The organism is Timonella sp. A28, from assembly GCF_051200815.1.
In the GTDB taxonomy this organism is placed as follows: Bacteria; Actinomycetota; Actinomycetes; order Actinomycetales; family Cellulomonadaceae; genus Timonella.
This window is the reverse complement of sequence record NZ_CP195159.1, coordinates 1,584,175-1,604,447: the sequence shown is the minus strand read 5'-3', so window position 1 is coordinate 1,604,447 and position 20,273 is coordinate 1,584,175. Positions and strand designations below refer to the sequence as shown.

Here is a 20,273-nt window from a genome sequence, read left to right as displayed (position 1 = left end):
GTGTCAGATTCAGACAAGAACGCTGGTGAAGCCCCACAGGGTGGGGCTTCACCTAAGCGTGTGCAACCTGAAATTCCTCCGCATCTTGCTGCGCTGCAACAAGAACTGCTCACTCAAGAAGCAGCAGCTGATGCGGCTCGAATAACACGCAATATTGAGATAGCTCGTCTGCGTGACACCGAAAAAATCAGTCAATACAGAATTGCAAAGTGGTTGGGTGTGACAGAACGAGCCGTGATGCTTATGGCGAAGCAAGGCCGAGAACACACTTCAGCAGACGAGTAGCGCCAGCTTTAGACAAAGGATTATTTCCGTTGCCGCACTTGGGGGATTGCACACAGGCTGGGCAGCCTTCCACACAAGCGCAACTTTCTATTGCTTCAAGTGTGGCTGTTAACCATTGACGGGCCATAGCGAACCCTCGCTCAGCGAAACCTGCTCCACCCGGTAATGCGTCGTACACGAATACGGTTGCTCGTTCAGTGTCAACATGTAGTGCGGTGGACACTCCACCTAAATCCCAGCGGTCACAGGTCGCAAGTAGCGGAAGCAAACCAATCGAGGCGTGCTCGGCTGCGTGTAAAGCTCCGGGGGTTTCTTCGCCATCTAGTTCGGCAACTTCTAATAGTTGCGCAGACACTGTCCACCACACGGCTGTGGTTGTGAGCGTGCGGATCGGAAGATCAAGTGAATCGTGCGAGATTATTTCACCGGAAGGGATTCGTCGACGATTAAATGAAACAACCTGACCGTGGACTTTGACCTCACCGAAACCCCATTCCACATGTGGGCGAGCACCTGTGGATTGCCCACCAAGATCAACATCCCACGATGTTTCTTTACGCACATCCACGATTTCTATGGACGTCACATCGCGTGCCCACGTGGTGTAAGAAACTTCTTCACGATCAACAAAAGCAAGTGATTCTTCTAGGTCGTATTCAGCTACAACATACGTTTCACCTTGATGCACATACACGGCACCCGCATGAACGTGCCCGTCAGCACTTGCCGCATCAACTGTTCCTAGCAGTCGTCCCGATTCCCGTTCAACCACTTGCACGGGCGCCCCACCAGCGCCGCGCACGTTGACGAAATCTGCGGCTTTTTGTTCATGCGTCCAAAACCAGCCTTGTGTTCTGCGACGAAGAGTGCCGCGTTCGCATAGCTGATCAAGTAAAGACACCGCTACCTGACCACCCCATGCGTCGATTTCGTTATCGCGCAATGGTAGTTCAGCAGCGGCTGAACATAAATGACCGGCGAGGACGTAAGGGTTGTGCGGATCGAACACAGTTGCTTCGAGCGGAGCATCAAAAATCGCTTCAGGATTATTGACGAGGTACGTGTCGAGTGGGTCTTCGCGTGCAATAAAAACAACGAGCCCGTCTGATCCGGCGCGACCTGCACGACCGGCCTGCTGCCACATAGACACTCGAGTGCCAGGCCAACCCACAATAACGACGGCATCGAGACCAGAAATGTTGACCCCGAGTTCTAGGGCGTTCGTGGTTGCTAATGCTTTTATGTCGCCAACGCGCAGCGCATGCTCTAGCGCACGCCGCTCTTCAGGTAAATAGCCTCCACGATATGCGGCAACACTGCCGGCCAGATTCGGTGAAATGAGTTGTAGCTGGTCTTGAATGTGTCGTGCAACGTTTTCTGCGCCACGTCGAGAACGTGTAAACGCCAGAGTGCGAATGTTGTTGGCAGCAAGATCAGCAACAAGATCACCAGCCTCAACTGTTACTGAACGACGAGGCTGCTCGTTCGGCAGCGCATCAACGAACGTTTCGTCTAGGGCGCTTGGACTGGTGAGATCGTCGTCCACCCCAGATAAAGTCCACTCGTCTGTAAGACCGAGAGAATGGACAGGCTGAAAACCGAAATCAGAAGCGTCCCCATGTGCGGTGGTGGTTTCAATAGAGTCGCGGGGGAGTAGCTGGGGCGGCTGCCACAGCACAAAGGTTTTTGTTCCTTGAGGTGAATGATCTTCGGTAACTGCTGTCACGTCATCTGGATCAAGCCCGACGAGCCGTGCAGCACTCAACGACGGATCGCTTGTGGTTGCTGAAGCGACGATAAAAGTGAGGTCGACGTGTGTAGATTGGTTTCCTGAGCCGCGGTAGTACGCGGCGATTCGTCGTAGTCTGCGTAATATCAGTGCGATATGGGCGCCGAAAACACCCCGGTAGGAGTGCCCCTCATCGATGATGACGTAACGCAATCGTTTGAAGAAGCGTGCCCAACGAGCGTGCGATGGCAGCATCGCATAATGCATATAGTCAGGGTTCGTTAAGACGACGTCACCATGCGCTTGAATCCACTTTCTCATCTCGAAGGGCGTGTCTCCGTCGCAGGTGCTTGCAACAACGTGATCCAGGCCAGATGCGGTGATGAGCGATTGCAGTGAAGCAAGCTGATCGTGGGCCAAGGCTTTTGTGGGAGAGAGGTAGAGAACTGTCCCACGTGCGTGAACGGATTCAATGCGATGGTGGTGTTCGGTTTCTGCAGCGACAGCGGATAACGCTGGTACCCAATAGGCGAGGGATTTTCCTGAGCCTGTTGATGTGGCTAGTGCAACGTGCTTTCCCGCGTGCGCTAGTTCAACGGCCTGTAATTGATGCAGCCAAGGGCGTTCTGCACCTATCGTCTGTAAGCCATTTTGTAAGGATGGCGCGATCCAATCAGGCCATTCCCCTTGGTTTCCTTGACGTGCAGGTTGCGTGTGCACATGTTTTACCTGTTGCTGGCGGTGTCCACCGGCAACAAGAATCTCAAGCATTTTTTCGACCTGCGGCACGACATCATTGTGTCACTGAAAGATGACACTTCGCCGCAATATCAGGTGTCCGCAGTCACTTTTTGTTCATTTAATTCGACACGCCAGAACGTACACGCGGGCGACACGCCCTGCCAAAGTGAACAGAAGATGAACAACGATATAAAGGTTTCTTAAATTGGTGTCGCGAGGCTAAATTACCCTTCACGATAGAGTGGTGAACGAGATGACCCTCCTCGTCCTTGTCGTGATGACCGCATTGGCGTTTGACTTCACCAATGGATTCCACGACACGGGCAATGCAATGGCCACGTCAATCGCGACTAAGGCCCTAAAGCCAAAGACTGCAGTGACCCTTTCTGCTGTTTTGAACCTGATCGGCGCTTTCCTTTCTCTCGCAGTTGCTGCGACGATCGCAAAGGGAATCGTTGACGCCAACATGATTACGCTTGAGGTTGTCCTCGCTGGTCTTGTTGGTGGAATCGTATGGAACTTGTTGACGTGGCTGTTTGGTATCCCGTCAAGTTCTTCCCACGCTCTTGTCGGTGGAATGGTTGGAGCCGTTCTTGCCGCTGCGGGCACCAGCGGAGTGATCTGGACTGGCGTTATCGCTAAGGTTGCTCTTCCTGCATTGATCGCACCGACCCTCGCGATCATTGTTGCCGCAATTGGTACGTGGATTGTTGCTCGCCTTACTCGTTTTGTGCCGCGCGAGATTCAAGACAAAACATTCCGATGGGGCCAGGTTGGTTCTGCATCGCTTGTTTCTCTTGCTCACGGTACAAACGACGCACAAAAGTCGATGGGTATCATCCTGCTTGCGCTTATTGCGGGCGGACAGGCAAGCCCCGATTCAAACGTTCCGTTCTGGGTTATCGTTTCGTGTGCTGGATTCATGGCGCTTGGTACATACCTCGGTGGGTGGCGAGTCATCCGCACCTTGGGTAAAGGCCTCGTTGAGATTGACTCACGTCAGGGAATGGCAGCTGAAACATCTTCAGCCGCAGTGATCTTTATGTCGAGCTACTTCGGCTACTCACTGTCCACAACACACGTTGCTACAGGATCCGTCATGGGTTCAGGCGTCGGAATGCCAGGCGCGCACGTGCGTTGGGGCGTCGCCAAGAAGATGTTCATGGCGTGGATCGTTACTCTTCCTGCTGCCGGTATCGTCGGCGCTGTATGTTTCTGGATTCAAGACATCGTCGGTGGAACCCTAGGTTCAAGCATTGTCTTTGTTCTGCTCATCGCAGTATCGCTGTGGATGTACTTGCACTCTCGTCGTAAGCCTGTGAACTCAAGCAACGTGAACGACGACTGGGAAGACGACTCGGAACCTAAGCGTCCTGTTGCAGCGACTGTAGGTGCCGAGCAGGCAGATGTTGATGAAGTTGTGACGACGGCAAAAGACCCAGCAGAGCAAGAAGTGCTGGTTGCTGTAGGTGCGGGGCAACCCGAAGACGCCCAAGAGTCAGCGGCTGTTGTCGACAATGAGCTCAACGTGAAAGGTGATGACTGATGAGCCAATTTATTGAGGTCGAATCCCTCCTTTCAGTTCTTGTTGCCGGGCTTGTGCTTGGTGCTGGTTTACCTGCGCTGTTTGCGTTTGGTGTCAAAATGTTGACGCCGGAGACTGTTTCTGGCGTTACACGTCCTATTTCAATGGGTCGAAAAATTATGGCCTACCTTTCATTTGGAATTTGTATTCTTGCGGTATTTGCTGGGGTATTTTTTCTAGCTGCGGGTGGACATAGCTGAATTGTGTGTGACGGGGTCGCTTCCTTTATGGAAGCGGCCCCGTTTGTGTTTTCCGGTGTTTGTTTTTGGGTGTGGTTACGGTCACGTGGTGTGGGTTTGATTTTGGTGGGTGTGGGTGGGTAATGTTTTCTTTTGTCAGCGCGACGGGTTGTAGCGGTTTTGCTTGCCGGTGTTGATGACAATTTTTCTTCTTGGATCTTGTGGTCTTGGTTTTTCAGGGTGGCTTTCGGGTTTGCTTTGAGGGGCTGGGTCTGGTAGGTTTGAGAGGTTGCCCCGGATGGGTTTGGCTGGTTTGTTTGGCTGGGTTTTGATGGTGTGTGGTTGTTGTTTGATATCTCAATAGTGTGTTTGATTGTTGATGCCATTAGGGCATTGTTGTGGTGTGTGTTTCCTGCTTTAGATGGGTGGGTTTCATGTGCTGTGGTGATGTTCGTTTTTATTTTTGGTATTCAAAAATATTTTTTGTTGTTAAACATTTCTTTTATTGTTTAATGATTCTGGTTTTGAAGGAACATGCGTGCACGTTGTGTGGGTGTGTTTTTTGATGCTAGTTGTTTTTTTGGATGCTGGTTTCAAATTTTAGTGCTGATGCTGTCGTGCGTTTTCCCGTGCGTGGTGTTGGTGTCTATGGATTTTATTTTTTCATGGAGAGTTTGATCCTGGCTCAGGACGAACGCTGGCGGCGTGCTTAACACATGCAAGTCGAACGATGATGAAGAGTGCTTGCACTTTTTTGATTAGTGGCGAACGGGTGAGTAACACGTGAGTAACCTGCCCCTTACTTCGGGATAACCATTGGAAACGGTGGCTAATACTGGATACGACCCATAGAGGCATCTTTTGTGGGTGGAAAGATTTTTTCGGTAGGGGATGGGCTCGCGGCCTATCAGCTTGTTGGTGGGGTGATGGCCTACCAAGGCGACGACGGGTAGCCGGCCTGAGAGGGCGACCGGCCACACTGGGACTGAGACACGGCCCAGACTCCTACGGGAGGCAGCAGTGGGGAATATTGCACAATGGGCGAAAGCCTGATGCAGCGACGCCGCGTGGGGGATGAAGGCCTTCGGGTTGTAAACCCCTTTCAGTAGGGAAGAAGCGAAAGTGACGGTACCTGCAGAAGAAGCGCCGGCTAACTACGTGCCAGCAGCCGCGGTAATACGTAGGGCGCAAGCGTTGTCCGGAATTATTGGGCGTAAAGAGCTCGTAGGCGGTTTGTCGCGTCTGCCGTGAAAACCCAACGCTTAACGTTGGGCTTGCGGTGGGTACGGGCAGGCTAGAGTGCGGTAGGGGTGACTGGAATTCCTGGTGTAGCGGTGGAATGCGCAGATATCAGGAGGAACACCGATGGCGAAGGCAGGTCACTGGGCCGCAACTGACGCTGAGGAGCGAAAGCATGGGGAGCGAACAGGATTAGATACCCTGGTAGTCCATGCCGTAAACGTTGGGCACTAGGTGTGGGGCTCATTCCACGAGTTCCGCGCCGTAGCTAACGCATTAAGTGCCCCGCCTGGGGAGTACGGCCGCAAGGCTAAAACTCAAAGGAATTGACGGGGGCCCGCACAAGCGGCGGAGCATGCGGATTAATTCGATGCAACGCGAAGAACCTTACCAAGGCTTGACATACACCGGAAACGGCTAGAGATAGTCGCCTCTTCGGACTGGTGTACAGGTGGTGCATGGTTGTCGTCAGCTCGTGTCGTGAGATGTTGGGTTAAGTCCCGCAACGAGCGCAACCCTCGTTCTATGTTGCCAGCACGTTATGGTGGGGACTCATGGAAGACTGCCGGGGTCAACTCGGAGGAAGGTGGGGATGACGTCAAATCATCATGCCCCTTATGTCTTGGGCTTCACGCATGCTACAATGGCCGGTACAAAGGGCTGCGATCCCGTGAGGGGGAGCGAATCCCAAAAAGCCGGTCTCAGTTCGGATTGGGGTCTGCAACTCGACCCCATGAAGTCGGAGTCGCTAGTAATCGCAGATCAGCAACGCTGCGGTGAATACGTTCCCGGGCCTTGTACACACCGCCCGTCAAGTCACGAAAGTTGGTAACACCCGAAGCCGATGGCCTAACCCCTTGTGGGAGGGAGTCGTCGAAGGTGGGATTGGCGATTGGGACTAAGTCGTAACAAGGTAGCCGTACCGGAAGGTGCGGCTGGATCACCTCCTTTCTAAGGAGCATATGCAATGCGCTAGGCGAGTGTTCTAGTGGTTGTGCTCATGGGTGGAACATTGACAAGCATTCCTTGATCATGTGCGTGTGCGCGTAGTACCTGACTCTTTTTGTGGGGTTGGTGGAAGTGTGCGGGCGTGGGTGGTTGGGGTCAAACACACTGTTGGGTTATGAAACATCAACCCGGTTTTCTTATGTGCGCGTTCGTGCGTGTGTGGGGAAGGGTGTGAGGTTTTAGCCATGTCGCATGGATGACGCTGCTTGATGGTGGTGGTTGTTTGTGTGGGTGTGGTCGTTGTTTGAGAACTGGATAGTGGACGCGAGCATCTAATCAAAAAATGATTTTATGTCTTTTTTGGTGTCTGTGATTTTGTATGAAATTTTTTGTGTTTTGTTAAGTTTTTAAGAGCACATGGTGGATGCCTTGGCATTAGGAGCCGATGAAGGACGTTGTAGCCTGCGATAAGCCTCGGGGAGTTGGCAAACGAGCTGTGATCCGAGGGTGTCCGAATGGGGAAACCCACCCCAAGTCATGTTGGGGTACTCCTTGCTGAATATATAGGCAAGGTAGAGGGAACGTCGGGAAGTGAAACATCTCAGTACCGGCAGGAAAAGATATTCCGTGAGTATTGGCGAGAGAAAGCGGATAAGGCCAAACCATATGCGTGTGATACCCGGCAGGGGTTGCGTGTATGGGGTTGTGGGACCACGTGGTTCAAGCTGCCGTTTGAACACACAGTTATCAAGTATGCGTGTAGGTGAAACTCTTGGGAAAGAGTGGCGTAGAGGGTGATACCCCCGTAACTGAAACATGTATACCTGTGTCGTGGGATCCCAAGTAGCACGGGGCCCGAGAAATCTCGTGTGAATCTGCGAAGACCACTTCGTAAGCCTAAATACTACCTAATGACCGATAGCGGATCAGTACCGTGAGGGAATGGTGAAAAGTAGCCCGGGAGGGCAGTGAAATAGTACCTGAAACCATGTGCTTACAATCCGTCGGAGCCTCCCTCGTTGGGGTGACGGCGTGCCTTTTGAAGAATGAGCCTGCGAGTTAGTGCTCAGTGGCAAGGTTAACCCGTGTGGGGCAGCCGTAGCGAAAGCGAGTCTGAATAGGGCGAATGAGTCGCTGGGTCTAGACCCGAAGCGAAGTGATCTACCCATGGGCAGGTTGAAGCGCGGGTAAGACCGCGTGGAGGACCGAACCCACCTAGGTTGAAAACTGGGGGGATGACCTGTGGGTAGGGGTGAAAGGCCAATCAAACTTCGTGATAGCTGGTTCTCCCCGAAATGCATTTAGGTGCAGCCTTACATGTTTCTTACCGGAGGTAGAGCTACTGGATAGCCGATGGGCCTCACCAGGTTACTGACGTTAGCCAAACTCCGAATGCCGGTAAGTCAGAGTGTAGGAGTGAGACTGCGGGGGATAAGCTCCGTAGTCGAGAGGGAAACAGCCCAGACCACCAGCTAAGGCCCCTAAGCGTGTGCTAAGTGGGAAAGGATGTGGAGTTGCATAGACAACCAGGAGGTTGGCTTAGAAGCAGCCACCCTTGAAAGAGTGCGTAATAGCTCACTGGTCAAGTGATTCTGCGCCGACAATGTAGCGGGGCTCAAGTACACCGCCGAAGCTGTGGCATTCACATATGTACCTAGCCCCTTTTAGGGTTCAGGTGTGTGGATGGGTAGGGGAGCGTCGTGTGGGCGATGAAGCTGCGGGGTAACCCAGTGGTGGAGACTACACGAGTGAGAATGCAGGCATGAGTAGCGAAAGACGGGTGAGAAACCCGTCCGCCGGATGATCAAGGGTTCCAGGGTCAAGTTAATCTGCCCTGGGTTAGTCGGGACCTAAGGCGAGGCCGACAGGCGTAGTCGATGGACAACTAGTTGATATTCTAGTACCGGTGAAACACCGCCCAACACAAAACACTATAAAACACCTCCCGCACTGACGCATGCATAGCCTTCGGGTTGTGTGTGGTGATGTGTGCTGGGTGTGGCGTGGTGTGGCGTGAGCGTATGAACAGGGGTGACGCAGGAAGGTAGCCAAACCGTCGCGATGGTAGACGACGGCCAAGGATGTAGCCCGAGTCCTAGGTAAATCCGGGATTCGTTTAGGGGTGAGATCTGATGGGGTTAAGTTGGTGATCCTCTGCTGCCAAGAAAAACCTCGACGCGAGGTGTTAGCCGCCCGTACCCCAAACCGACTCAGGTGATCAAGTAGAGAATACTAAGGCGATCGAGATAATTATGGTTAAGGAACTCGGCAAAATGCCCCCGTAACTTCGGGAGAAGGGGGGCCCCAACCGTGATACACACACGCTGTGTTGAGCGGATCGGGGTCGCAGAGACCAGGGAGAAGCGACTGTTTACTAAAAACACAGGTCCGTGCGAAGACGCAAGTCGATGTATACGGACTGACGCCTGCCCGGTGCTGGAAGGTTAAGAGGACTGGTCAACCACCTTTGGTGGTGAAGCTGAGAATTTAAGCCCCAGTAAACGGCGGTGGTAACTATAACCATCCTAAGGTAGCGAAATTCCTTGTCGGGTAAGTTCCGACCTGCACGAATGGCGTAACGACTTCTCCGCTGTCTCAACCATAAACTCGGCGAAATTGCAGTACGAGTAAAGATGCTCGTTACGCGCAGCAGGACGGAAAGACCCCGGGACCTTTACTATAGCTTGGTATTGGTATTCGGTATTACATGTGTAGGATAGGTGGGAGACTATGAAGCATGCACGCTAGTGTGTGTGGAGTCATCGTTGAAATACCACTCTTGTGGTTTCGGATACCTCAACCTCGAACCCTAATCGGGTTCAGGGACAGTGCCTGGTGGGTAGTTTAACTGGGGCGGTTGCCTCCTAAAATGTAACGGAGGCGCTCAAAGGTTCCCTCAGCCTGGTTGGCAATCAGGTGGCGAGTGTAAGTGCACAAGGGAGCTTGACTGTGAGACTGACAGGTCAAACAGGGACGAAAGTCGGAACTAGTGATCCGGCCATGGCTTGTGGAAGCGTGGTCGCTCAACGGATAAAAGGTACCCCGGGGATAACAGGCTGATCTTGCCCAAGAGTCCATATCGACGGCATGGTTTGGCACCTCGATGTCGGCTCGTCGCATCCTGGGGCTGGAGTAGGTCCCAAGGGTTGGGCTGTTCGCCCATTAAAGCGGTACGCGAGCTGGGTTTAGAACGTCGTGAGACAGTTCGGTCCCTATCCGCTGCGCGCGCAGGAAACTTGAGAAGACCTGTCCCTAGTACGAGAGGACCGGGACGGACGAACCTCTGGTGTGCCAGTTGTACCGCCAGGTGCATGGCTGGTTAGCTACGTTCGGAAGGGATAACCGCTGAAAGCATCTAAGCGGGAAGCCTGCTTCAAGATAAGGTTTCCAACAACATTTTGTTGTGAAGGCACCCACCAGACCAGTGGGTTGATAGGCCGGACGTGGAAGACAGGACTAACGACTGTCGCAGCTGACCGGTACTAATACGCCAACAACCTAACAACACAAACACACTTCACTGCACGCGTCCACTACCCAGTTCCCACACCACGACCCACCATGGTTGTGACGAGGAAGGCCATCAATCAATGCGATTGACGGCCTTTTTCTATGCACATAAACGGCTAAGGTTATTAACTTTGCTGTGATTCTCGAATAGTTTAGAACACTGAAGAAAACTAGCCATATTGATGAAATTTCAACACAATTGCTGTGACGTTTGAGGTCACATGTTTGGTCAGTCACAAGTGTCTGAAGAAGTCGTATTTTTGGGTTAGGTTAAGCAATAGCTAAAAAGCGATCTGTTCAAGAGAAGAGTGCTGAAGCGGCGTGACTGACATATTAATTGACCCGAAGATAACCGGTACGGCTCCAAACCTGCGTCTAACGCAGTGGACAGCCCCTGCCGCGTTTGAACTACGTGAAGCAGCAGAAGATGAGATCTGTAAGCGTTATGACTCGGATGATGCCTGCCCTGCGCCAAACGGTGAGCATGCTGTCGCAATGATTGTGCTTTCCGTGCTTATTGAGGGACGGCGCGAAGACGTCGGCTGTGCGGCTCTTATGGACATGACTGAGCACTATGACGACTTTGATACCCCAATCGTCGAAGTAAAGCGCGTATATGTGCGTCCTGAGTACCGAGGTAACGGGTATTCACGGTTGCTCATGGAAGAAATCGAGCGCCAGGCTCGTCGGTACTCACAGCGGGCAGACCGCATGGGGCTCCGTGTCGTCTTAGAGACCGGAACTGAGCAGCCTGAGGCTATGCGTTTATACGAGTCTTTGGGATATCAAGCCATTCCCACATACGGTGAATGGAAAGATGACCCAGCAGGCCTCTCGCGGTGCTACGAGCTAGTTCTTAACTAGTTTCTTTCTAGGCGCTGCAAGGCCTTATCAGAGCGGTGTGGAAGGCGTTCCCGCGGACGCCTTCCACACTTTTTTGTTGTAAAGATGAGGGTTTTTCCGCTTGTTTTGCGTGATTTGCATTCTGTGTTGTTCGTGGTGTTAAATAGTCATGCGGCTGTCAAAGCGTCAGGGAAACGCCCGGTCCCATTCCGAACCCGGAAGCTAAGCCTGACAGCGCCGATGGTACTGCACTAGCAATGGTGTGGGAGAGTAGGACGCAGTCGCACTTAAACTTATAACGAGAGCCTTCCAAAGTTGGAAGGCTCTCGTTGTTTATATCTGGGTTTATCCAAAAATTTTGTGTTCACGTGAGCGATTTGCATTCTGTGTTGTTCGTGGTGTTAAATAGTCATGCGGCTGTCAAAGCGTCAGGGAAACGCCCGGTCCCATTCCGAACCCGGAAGCTAAGCCTGACAGCGCCGATGGTACTGCACTAGCAATGGTGTGGGAGAGTAGGACGCAGTCGCACTTAAACTTATAACGAGAGCCTTCCAAAGTTGGAAGGCTCTCGTTGTTTATATAGAAGAGCAGCTCGGGTAGCACCTGAATGCTTGTGGAACCCCGTGTGATTCCAATCAGGCCTGTTTGAACAGGTAAAGTAACGCTCAAGGTCCTGTGTGGATGAGCGACGGTTGCGGGAGGTCAACATGTCTGAAGGTCACATGGCGCAGACGACTGCTGAAATTGGCGCCCCACCGATTGAGAGCGTAGATCGTGCGTTACGTATACTCATGGAACTTTCCCACGCTGGGCCGCGAGGTATCGCACTTGTTGATGTGGCCGCAAAAACCCAGATGAATAAAGCGACCGTGCACCGTTCGCTTGCCGCATTGAAGTATCGGGCATTTGCAACCCAGGATCCTCAAACCGGTAGGTATTCCTTAGGCGGGGCAGCAGCACAATTAGGTGTTCAATTTTATGGCCGCGACAATCTTGAGGCTTTACTGCATCCAGCTTTAACAAGTCTGTCCGCACGTGTCGGAGAGCTCGTCCACTTAGGGGTCTTGGACGGTACGCACATTGTGTACCTCGACAAAGTGGAACCAGAGCGCGCAGTGCGTGTGTTTTCTCAAGTTGGCGCACGCGTTCCTGCCCGTAATACTGCGTTGGGGCGCGCGATCCTCATGTCGCTCGGATTGGAGCGAACGCAACTTGAGCCTTTTATGAGTGAAGAAACCGGACGCGATCACGCACAGCATGCAGATCGTCTGATTGCGGAATTGGAAGAGGCTCGCATGCGCGGCTTCGCCCGTGAGATTGAAGAAAACGAACCTGGAATTTCTTGCGTGGCATTGCCTATCTTGCGTGGGGAAACAGCAGTGGGCGCTGTAAGCGTGACCGCGCCCGCCCAGCGCATGACGCAAGAACGCATGATAGAAATCGCTGCAGACATCCGGTCCGTGCTAACCGCAGCGCTCCCCAGCCCCTTTTCCGTAGGGTAACTTCTCATTGCTTTACTTTGCCTTCAACGCATGCAATACTCGTTTCATTAGACGAATCACTAGTTTCGCAGAGTGAAACTAGTGCGTGTGTTGATAGGAAACAGAACCACATGACAACGTTGAGCAAGCTAGCCCAGCACGCGTTAGTACCTGTCGTAGTGCTTGATAACAGCACCGACGCTGAACCGCTGGCGCAGGCCCTTGTCGCTGGAGGGCTGCCCGTTGCAGAGATTACCTTTCGCACAGAAGCAGCAGAAGAATCAATACGCATTATGGCGCAACGAGGCGACATGCTTATCGGCGCGGGAACAGTGCTAACAGTTGATCAGGTAGATCGTGCCGTGGCAGCCGGAGCAGACTACATCGTTTCTCCTGGGCTTTCCCACGCAGTCGTTAAGCGGGCACACGAACACGGCGTATTAGCCTTGCCTGGTGCTGTTACCGCAACGGAAATACAAGCAGCCGTGGAATTGGGGCTGAGCGCGGTGAAGTTTTTCCCAGCGCAAACTTCGGGAGGCGCTCCCGCGATCAAGGCGCTGTCAGCACCCTTCTCACATCTCTCGTTTGTTCCTACCGGCGGCATTAATGCCACAAACCTGCGTGACTACCTATCTTTAAACTGCGTCGCTGCGGCAGGTGGGTCGTGGATGGTCGAAAAGACCCTCGTAAACGAGGGGCGTTTTGATCTTGTTGAAAAACTTACCCAAGAAGCCGTCCAGCTCGTAGCGCAGATCAAAGGGCAGTGACAGCTCCTCTGACGCACATGTGCACAATAAAGTTCTCGTTTTTGTTCAGCAAGGAAGATCAACATGACATTGACAATTAAACCGGCCGCAGAGTGTCAGTACGATGCTGTGTCGTTGGGCGAAGTCATGCTGCGGTTAGATCCTGGGCACGGACGCATTCGCACTGCACGATCATTTAACGTGTGGGAAGGCGGCGGAGAATACAACGTAGCACGCGGGCTGCGTCGCACCTTTGGGCTGCGCGGAGCAATAGTTACAGCACTTGCTGACAATGAAGTTGGACGTTTGGTAGAAGATTTCATTCTTGCAGGAGGCCTTGATACTCGGTTCATCCAGTGGTCGTCGTACGACGGTATTGGACGTGAAGTTCGAAACGGTTTGAACTTTACTGAGCGCGGATTTGGCGTGCGCGGTGCCGTAGGTGTTTCTGATCGGGGTCTTACTGCCGCTTCACAACTCAAGCCCGGTGATATCGACTGGGATGTACTCTTTGGCGAACACGGCGTGCGGTGGTTCCACACAGGAGGCATCTTTGCGGCGCTGTCGCCAACAACTGCACAAGTCGTCATTGAAGCTGTGACGGCAGCGAAACGTCACGGAACTGTTGTCTCATACGATTTGAACTACAGACCCAGCCTGTGGAAATCCATCGGTGGCATAGAAAAAGCGCGAGAAGTAAACCGCGCCATAGCGCCTTTCATTGATGTCATGATCGGAAACGAAGAAGACTTCACAGCATCACTAGGGTTTGACGTTGAAGGGGTCGACGAAAACCTTGCGCAACTCGAAACTGACTCTTTTGCACGCATGATCAAAACAGCGGCAGAGGCATACCCGAACTTTAAAGTCATAGGCAATACGATGCGTACAGTTCACAGTGCGTCGCGAAACGACTGGGGTGCACTTGCGTGGTCGCAAGAAACCGGTGTTGTGCAATCTGTCATGCGTGAAAACCTCGAAATCTTTGATCGGGTTGGTGGGGGAGACTCCTTCGCATCAGGACTAATCTTTGGTCTTCTCGATGGCCAGCCCCTGCACACTGCAGTCGAATATGGTGCCGCGCACGGCGCCTTAGCAATGACCACGCCAGGTGATACCACCATGGCCACACAAGCGGAAGTGCTCAAACTTGCGGGTGGAGGATCAGCACGAGTCGATCGATGATGATCTTTTCGGTATCCGTTAGGTGACCGGACAGGAACGAGCATGCATGTCGGCAGAATGGGAAGCTGCCAATATGAGTGGGTCTTCGAGCGCTGCGAAGGCCCACTTTCCGTGTCCGCATATAGCGCACAGCACGGGTGTGCGGCTTCCGAGCATAACGAGAGGGCCCACACTGCGCGTTGCATGGGCCCTCTCAGTGGGACGCAGGAATCGGGGACCGGAATCAGGGAGTCACATGATTCCGTTATCCTGCGTGTTCCGTGACCGATGAACTATGGGCCCGCACCCCCGCCAAGGTCGGACTCTGTGATCACGAAACTAAGTATGCGATTAGGAAAAGTGCCATGAAAGCTGGTATGACAGTGACCCCTTTGCCGCCATCTCCAACCCTTATGTCTTTGACGTTACGAACCTTCAAGGTTGTTGGCAACTGCTATCGCATAATTCACCATCTTGTTTTAAATGTCCGAGTCTGTCACCTGCTGTAAAAACGAGAAGGTGTGTCGGGCGAAAAATGTGTGGAAATTATTGCTCACATGTTGAGCATGTCAGGAAAACAGCATCAAGGGTTGAGCTGCCCGTAGTGGTGATTGCGCCCATGTATGGAAAGCTGCACTGGCATGTATTTTATTGCGTCAGAAACCCGTGTTGAGGCTAAGGACGAAAGTCCCTCAACCTCTCGACTAGTCACGCCGAAGATAGGGTATCTAGTGGTTTGAGGTTAATGCTATTACTACATGTTGTGTTTCATGTGAGTGAGAGATGTTAGCCGTAACGAAAGGGTGTGGAGCACATGACGGTGTCGAACGAAGTGGAAAAAAGCGGCAACGGAGCCACAGGAAACACTTCACAACCGGATCAAGACAGTGCCAGCAGCATACAAAAAAGTACAAAAGTCACGGTAGATGTCACTTCGTCAATGAACGAGTATCTGGACCGCAGCGACTGGCGAGTCAACGCCAACGCAAACCAAGGATACTCGCTCGGCGGACTCATCTTGAACACCGCAGGAAAAGTGACCGCAAACTACTGGCTATCTTCCGTGTACTCCCCAGAAATCGGTGAAGCACACCGAAACGGCGACTACCACATCCACGACCTCGACGTATTCGGCGGGTACTGCGCTGGATGGTCACTAAAAATGCTGCTCCAACAAGGGTTCAACGGAGTGCCAGGGAAAGTTGAATCCAACCCACCCAAGCATCTTTCCTCCGCAGTGTCACAAGTAGTGAACTTCCTCGGCACCATGCAAAACGAATGGGCTGGAGCGCAAGCATTCTCTTCATTCGACACATACATGGCACCCTACGTTCGCAACGACAACCTTGACTACAAGCAAGTTCTGCAATGCATCCAAGAACTCGTCTACAACCTCAACGTCCCATCACGGTGGGGAACCCAAACACCATTCACCAACCTCACCTTTGACTGGACCTGCCCAGAAGACCTACGCGACGAACACCCAATCGTCGGCGACGAAGTCATGGACTACACGTACGGCGACCTGCAAGCGGAAATGGACATCATTAACCGCGCATACATTGAAGTTATGACCGCAGGTGACGCGTCAGGGCGAGTCTTCACCTTCCCAATCCCCACATACAACATCACCAAAGACTTCCCCTGGGAATCAGAAAACGCTGACCGTCTTTTCGAGATGACCGCGAAATACGGTTTGCCGTACTTCCAAAACTTCATCAACTCAGAACTCGAGCCCGGGCAGATCCGTTCCATGTGCTGCCGCCTCCAACTCGACCTGCGTGAACTCCTTAAACGCGGAAATGGCCTTTTCGGTTCCGCAGAACAAACAGGCTCCATCGGTGTCGTCACCATTAATTGTGCCCGCCTCGGATACCTCTACAAAGGCGACGAGCCTGCACTCATCGGGGCGCTCGACCACTTGATGGACCTAGCGCGAGACTCCCTTGAAGTTAAAAGAACGACAGTTCAGCACTACATAGACGAAGGGCTTTTCCCCTACACTCGTCGCTACCTAGGCGATCTCAGCTCGCACTTCTCCACCCTCGGCGTTAACGGCATCAACGAAATGATCCGTAACTTCAGTGATGACGACTACGACATCACCGCCCCACAAGGCCACGCACTGGCAGTGAGGTTACTCGACCACATGCGCGCCCGAATGGTCGAATTCCAAGAAGAAACCGGCCACCTGTACAACCTCGAAGCAACCCCGGCAGAAGGAACAACATACCGGTTTGCGAAAGAAGACCGCGCCCGCTACCCAGGAATCCTGCAAGCAGGAACTGACGACAACCCCTACTACACAAACTCATCGCAGCTCCCAGTAGGATTCACCGCAGACCCATTCGAGGCGCTCGCTCGTCAAGAAGAACTCCAAGGCAAATACACAGGCGGCACTGTAGTTCACCTGTACATGCAAGAAAAAGTATCAACAGCACACGCATGCAAAACCATGGTGAAGCGTTCGCTGGAGAACTTCCGACTGCCATACATTACGATCACCCCAACGTTCTCCATCTGCCCCAACCACGGGTACCTCCAAGGAGAACACCCCACCTGCTGGAAGTGCGCGCTCGAACGCCCCGACGCACAACCAACAGTATGTGAAGTATGGACGCGAGTTATGGGCTACCACCGCCCAGTAAGTTCCTTCAACATTGGTAAGAAGGGCGAACACCAAGAACGCACCATGTTCGAAGAATCCGTCGCCGATCGCTCTCAATTTGCAGGTGCAGTCCGCTCATGAACACACACAATCGCAGGCCAGAACGACTCGAAATCGCAGGATTCGAGCCGTTCTCGGCCTGCGATTGGCCAGGCAAACTTTCCGCAGTCGTCTTCTTGCAAGGATGCCCATGGTCCTGCGGATACTGCCACAACTTTGACATCATCGACCCCAAAAAACCGGGTGTCATTGCCTGGGAAACAGTGCTCGAACACCTCACAAACAGGCGCGGACTGCTCGACGGCATAGTCTTCTCCGGTGGAGAACCAACACGCCAACACGCGCTAATCTCCGCTGTGCGCGAGGCTAAAAACCTAGGATTCGAGATCGGTCTCCACACGGGTGGCGCCTACCCCAACCGCATGAAAGAACTCATCGAACACCTCGACTGGGTAGGCCTCGACATCAAAGCACCCAGCGCCAAATATCAGGCAATAACCGGAGTGGCACGAGACAACCAGCTACCCATGAAAACCCTGCGCATGCTGCTCGACGCCAACATACCCGTCCAAGTGCGCACCACCCTAGACCCACTCGTCCTCGACGAAGAAGACATCCTCGAAATACAACAAGAAGTCACCGAACTAGGCGTCACAGACTTCGTAGTGCAACGCGTGCGACCCGACGGAACAAACCCAGAATACGCACAAGCCCTCGCCGAATACCGCAGCAGATGCGCAGACGGAAAAGAAACAATCCTGCCACACGCCTAATGCGACACACCTGCCTCGTCGGAAACAACGTACCGTTGAACAGTGGACAACACTGCGCTACGAATCGCAACATACAACATCAAAGGGCTGCAACGTGACAGCACAGCCGTACAAGTAACCCTTGAAGAAACACGCGCAGACATCATTGCCATTCAAGAACCTCCACGAGGAAACCACGGGAAGAAACGCCTGCACGCCTGCGCGCAAGCAGCCGGATATCACGTCATCGTGCCCGGGGGATACCCACGTGGGGGAGTAACCACCGCACTGCTTGCAACCCCACAAGCCGCCCAACGCGTACACGCCTACGGCTCAGCGACACTACCGCTCAACGTGCGCAACTGGACACCACAATGGCGCACCAGACTCACCTGGCCGTCACGACGCGGATACTCCTACGCACGCATCGACAACATACTCGTCGTCAATATTCACCTTGGCTTAAGTGCCCTCGAACGTGCAGACCACCTCACCCGGATACTGCGCCACATGCTCACCGGCGACGCGCACAACTACGTGATAGCCGGCGACCTCAACGAGCGACCAGACGGCCCCAGCTGGACCACACTCCACAACCTCTCACCACACAACGAAAAACCGCACCCGCTCATGCCAGCCACATACCCGGCACACAAACCACGGCATCGCATAGACACAATCTTCACAGGCAGTGAACTGCACATCCACGACATGCACGTACACGACACACCCACAGCACGAGCAGCCTCCGACCACCTACCCGTAATAGCCACAATCCAACCCACACCAACGATTTGAAACAATAGAAACCATGACGCCTGCGCACACAACACCCATCATCACCGACGACCTACCTGCCCTCCGCGCCGACCTCACCAGCGCGCACTACACAGTAGACGGAACCACACAGGCTCTAGGCGAACTCGCAAGCAACGCATTACACCGAGAACAAGCAGTACCCGCCCAACGAGCACTCGCCAACCAAACCAGCGCTTGCGCCTACCTCATCAAACTCTTCATCCTCGGCGAAGAAATTACCGACCACCAAGCAACAACCGCATTCCCCACCCTGACAATTCAAGGGGCGCTCAACCTCAACATCATCGAGCCCACACCACACGGATACCGCGCAACAGCCGAAATCCGTCCGCACGCCCTCACCGACGAAGACGGGCAAACCGACTGGTGGCTCGCCTCAGACCTCACCGAACTGGCAACCGGGACAACCCTCAACGCAGACCACGTACTCGGCGCAGGAGGAGCATCACTCACCCTCGCGCACATCACCGCACGCACCCCAACACAACGTGTACTAGACCTCGGCACCGGCTGCGGAATACAAGCAATCCACGCTTCACGCCACGCCACACACATCACCGCAACCGACATCTCCGAACGCGCCCTCAACTATGCGCGCTTCAACGCAGCCCTCAACAACATCACCATCGACCTGCGACACGGATCCCTGCTCGAACCCGTCGCCAACGAAAAATTCGACCTCGTCGTCTCAAACCCGCCATTTGTTATCACCCCGCGCACCACGCACGACGACCACATGCCCCAATACGAATACCGCGACGCAGGACATGCAGGTGACAACCTCATCCACGAACTGATCGCCAACATCGCAACAGTGCTCGCACCCGGCGGCAGCGTATACATGCTCGGAAATTGGGAAATCCACAACAACGAACCGTGGACCACCCGAATCAACGAATGGCTCAACGAAGCCGAACACGCCCACGGACCACTAGACGCCTGGATAATCCAACGCGAACTACTCGACCCAGCACAATACGCAGAAACTTGGATTAGAGACGGCGGCACCACACCAGACCGAAACCCAGCCGAATACGCGGCAGCATACAACGCGTGGCTCGACGACTTCGACACTCGAAACGTCACCGGAATCGGATTCGGCATGATCTACCTGCGCAAACCCGCCAACGGAAAACACACACTGCGCAGACTCGAAGAAATAACCGGAACAATCCAACAACCACTCGGGCCCGTCTACGCCCAAGCCCTCGCCGCACACGACTGGCACACCGCCCTCGACGACCAGCAACTCGCCCAACAACGCCTACACTGCACGCCAGACGTCACCGACGAACGGTATTACACACCCGGAGAAGAAAACCCCAACGTCATCATCATCCGTCAAGGATCAGGATTCTCCCGCGCCATCCAAGCCAGCACACCACTTGCCGGGCTCATCAGCGCCAGCGACGGCGAACTCAGCGTAGGCCAAATCATAGGAGCATTAGCAACCCTCCTTAGCGTTGACCACACCGAACTCTTCGACGAACTGCTCCCCGACATACGCGGGCTCATAACCGACGGCATCCTCAAACGCGAAAACTAAACCAGTACAATCACCACAACACAGAACTTCAAGCAGGA

Annotated in this window: 12 protein-coding genes and 4 rRNA genes; 15 read left to right on the top strand and 1 reads right to left on the bottom strand. The window is 53.5% G+C overall.

Annotated elements, in window-relative coordinates; all coding sequences use genetic code 11:
• Entirely contained in the window at window positions 1–285 is a 285-nt protein-coding gene (locus tag ACR9EC_RS07570) for a hypothetical protein (RefSeq protein ID WP_435298629.1), read from the top strand.
• Here ACR9EC_RS07570 and ACR9EC_RS07565 read toward each other — a convergent pair.
• Window positions 242–2,803, bottom strand: a complete 2,562-nt coding sequence (locus ACR9EC_RS07565; protein WP_435298628.1) for a DEAD/DEAH box helicase — start codon at window positions 2,801–2,803, stop codon at window positions 242–244. The two genes, ACR9EC_RS07570 and ACR9EC_RS07565, sit on opposite strands and share 44 nt — an antisense overlap.
• A 205-nt stretch (window positions 2,804–3,008) precedes the next feature.
• Between ACR9EC_RS07565 and ACR9EC_RS07560 the strand changes: the two genes are divergently transcribed.
• The 14 genes from ACR9EC_RS07560 (at window position 3,009) to ACR9EC_RS07495 (ending at window position 20,235) form a co-directional block, all read left to right on the top strand.
• Complete coding sequence (locus tag ACR9EC_RS07560; RefSeq protein WP_435300633.1) at window positions 3,009–4,301, top strand: anion permease; 1,293 nt, start codon at window positions 3,009–3,011, stop codon at window positions 4,299–4,301.
• Window positions 4,301–4,540, top strand: a complete 240-nt coding sequence (locus ACR9EC_RS07555) for a hypothetical protein (RefSeq protein ID WP_435298627.1) — start codon at window positions 4,301–4,303, stop codon at window positions 4,538–4,540. Before ACR9EC_RS07560 ends, ACR9EC_RS07555 begins: the two co-directional genes overlap by 1 nt.
• A 641-nt stretch (window positions 4,541–5,181) precedes the next feature.
• Window positions 5,182–6,709: ribosomal RNA gene (locus ACR9EC_RS07550) — 16S ribosomal RNA — on the top strand.
• A 394-nt stretch (window positions 6,710–7,103) separates the two neighbouring features.
• Window positions 7,104–10,212 (top strand): 23S ribosomal RNA (locus ACR9EC_RS07545).
• Window positions 10,213–10,537: 325 nt separating this feature from the next.
• Entirely contained in the window at window positions 10,538–11,080 is a 543-nt protein-coding gene (locus ACR9EC_RS07540) for a GNAT family N-acetyltransferase (protein ID WP_435298626.1), read from the top strand.
• A 149-nt stretch (window positions 11,081–11,229) separates the two neighbouring features.
• Window positions 11,230–11,346 (top strand): 5S ribosomal RNA (gene rrf, locus ACR9EC_RS07535).
• 125 nt (window positions 11,347–11,471) lie between these two features.
• A 5S ribosomal RNA gene (gene rrf, locus ACR9EC_RS07530) occupies window positions 11,472–11,588 on the top strand.
• The 16S, 23S and 5S rRNA genes sit together here, the layout of an rRNA operon.
• A gap of 178 nt (window positions 11,589–11,766) precedes the next feature.
• Complete coding sequence (locus ACR9EC_RS07525; protein ID WP_435298625.1) at window positions 11,767–12,561, top strand: IclR family transcriptional regulator; 795 nt, start codon at window positions 11,767–11,769, stop codon at window positions 12,559–12,561.
• A gap of 110 nt (window positions 12,562–12,671) precedes the next feature.
• Window positions 12,672–13,307, top strand: a complete 636-nt coding sequence (locus ACR9EC_RS07520) for a bifunctional 4-hydroxy-2-oxoglutarate aldolase/2-dehydro-3-deoxy-phosphogluconate aldolase (RefSeq protein WP_435298624.1) — start codon at window positions 12,672–12,674, stop codon at window positions 13,305–13,307.
• 63 nt (window positions 13,308–13,370) lie between these two features.
• Window positions 13,371–14,471 carry a PfkB family carbohydrate kinase gene (locus tag ACR9EC_RS07515; protein WP_435298623.1) on the top strand — a complete coding sequence of 367 codons (1,101 nt, stop codon included), beginning with the start codon at window positions 13,371–13,373 and terminating at the stop codon, window positions 14,469–14,471.
• Between the two features lie 877 nt (window positions 14,472–15,348).
• Complete coding sequence (locus ACR9EC_RS07510; RefSeq protein WP_435300632.1) at window positions 15,349–17,199, top strand: ribonucleoside triphosphate reductase; 1,851 nt, start codon at window positions 15,349–15,351, stop codon at window positions 17,197–17,199.
• Entirely contained in the window at window positions 17,196–17,891 is a 696-nt protein-coding gene (locus ACR9EC_RS07505; protein ID WP_435298622.1) for an anaerobic ribonucleoside-triphosphate reductase activating protein, read from the top strand. The genes ACR9EC_RS07510 and ACR9EC_RS07505 overlap by 4 nt, the downstream gene beginning before the upstream one ends.
• Window positions 17,892–17,933: 42 nt before the next feature.
• Window positions 17,934–18,668 carry an endonuclease/exonuclease/phosphatase family protein gene (locus ACR9EC_RS07500; RefSeq protein WP_435298621.1) on the top strand — a complete coding sequence of 245 codons (735 nt, stop codon included), beginning with the start codon at window positions 17,934–17,936 and terminating at the stop codon, window positions 18,666–18,668.
• Between the two features lie 13 nt (window positions 18,669–18,681).
• Window positions 18,682–20,235, top strand: a complete 1,554-nt coding sequence (locus ACR9EC_RS07495; RefSeq protein ID WP_435298620.1) for a DUF7059 domain-containing protein — start codon at window positions 18,682–18,684, stop codon at window positions 20,233–20,235.
• The last annotated feature ends 38 nt before the right edge of the window (window positions 20,236–20,273 follow it).

What these genes read in the sequence shown, in the direction of transcription:
- ACR9EC_RS07560 (WP_435300633.1), top strand. Translation starts at nt 3,009, where the DNA reads ATGACCCTCCTCGTCCTTGTCGTGATGACCGCATTGGCGTTTGACTTC.
- ACR9EC_RS07555 (WP_435298627.1), top strand. Translation starts at nt 4,301, where the DNA reads ATGAGCCAATTTATTGAGGTCGAATCCCTCCTTTCAGTTCTTGTTGCC.
- ACR9EC_RS07525 (WP_435298625.1), top strand. Translation starts at nt 11,767, where the DNA reads ATGTCTGAAGGTCACATGGCGCAGACGACTGCTGAAATTGGCGCCCCA.
- ACR9EC_RS07520 (WP_435298624.1), top strand. Translation starts at nt 12,672, where the DNA reads ATGACAACGTTGAGCAAGCTAGCCCAGCACGCGTTAGTACCTGTCGTA.
- ACR9EC_RS07515 (WP_435298623.1), top strand. Translation starts at nt 13,371, where the DNA reads ATGACATTGACAATTAAACCGGCCGCAGAGTGTCAGTACGATGCTGTG.
- ACR9EC_RS07505 (WP_435298622.1), top strand. Translation starts at nt 17,196, where the DNA reads ATGAACACACACAATCGCAGGCCAGAACGACTCGAAATCGCAGGATTC.
- ACR9EC_RS07495 (WP_435298620.1), top strand. Translation starts at nt 18,682, where the DNA reads ATGACGCCTGCGCACACAACACCCATCATCACCGACGACCTACCTGCC.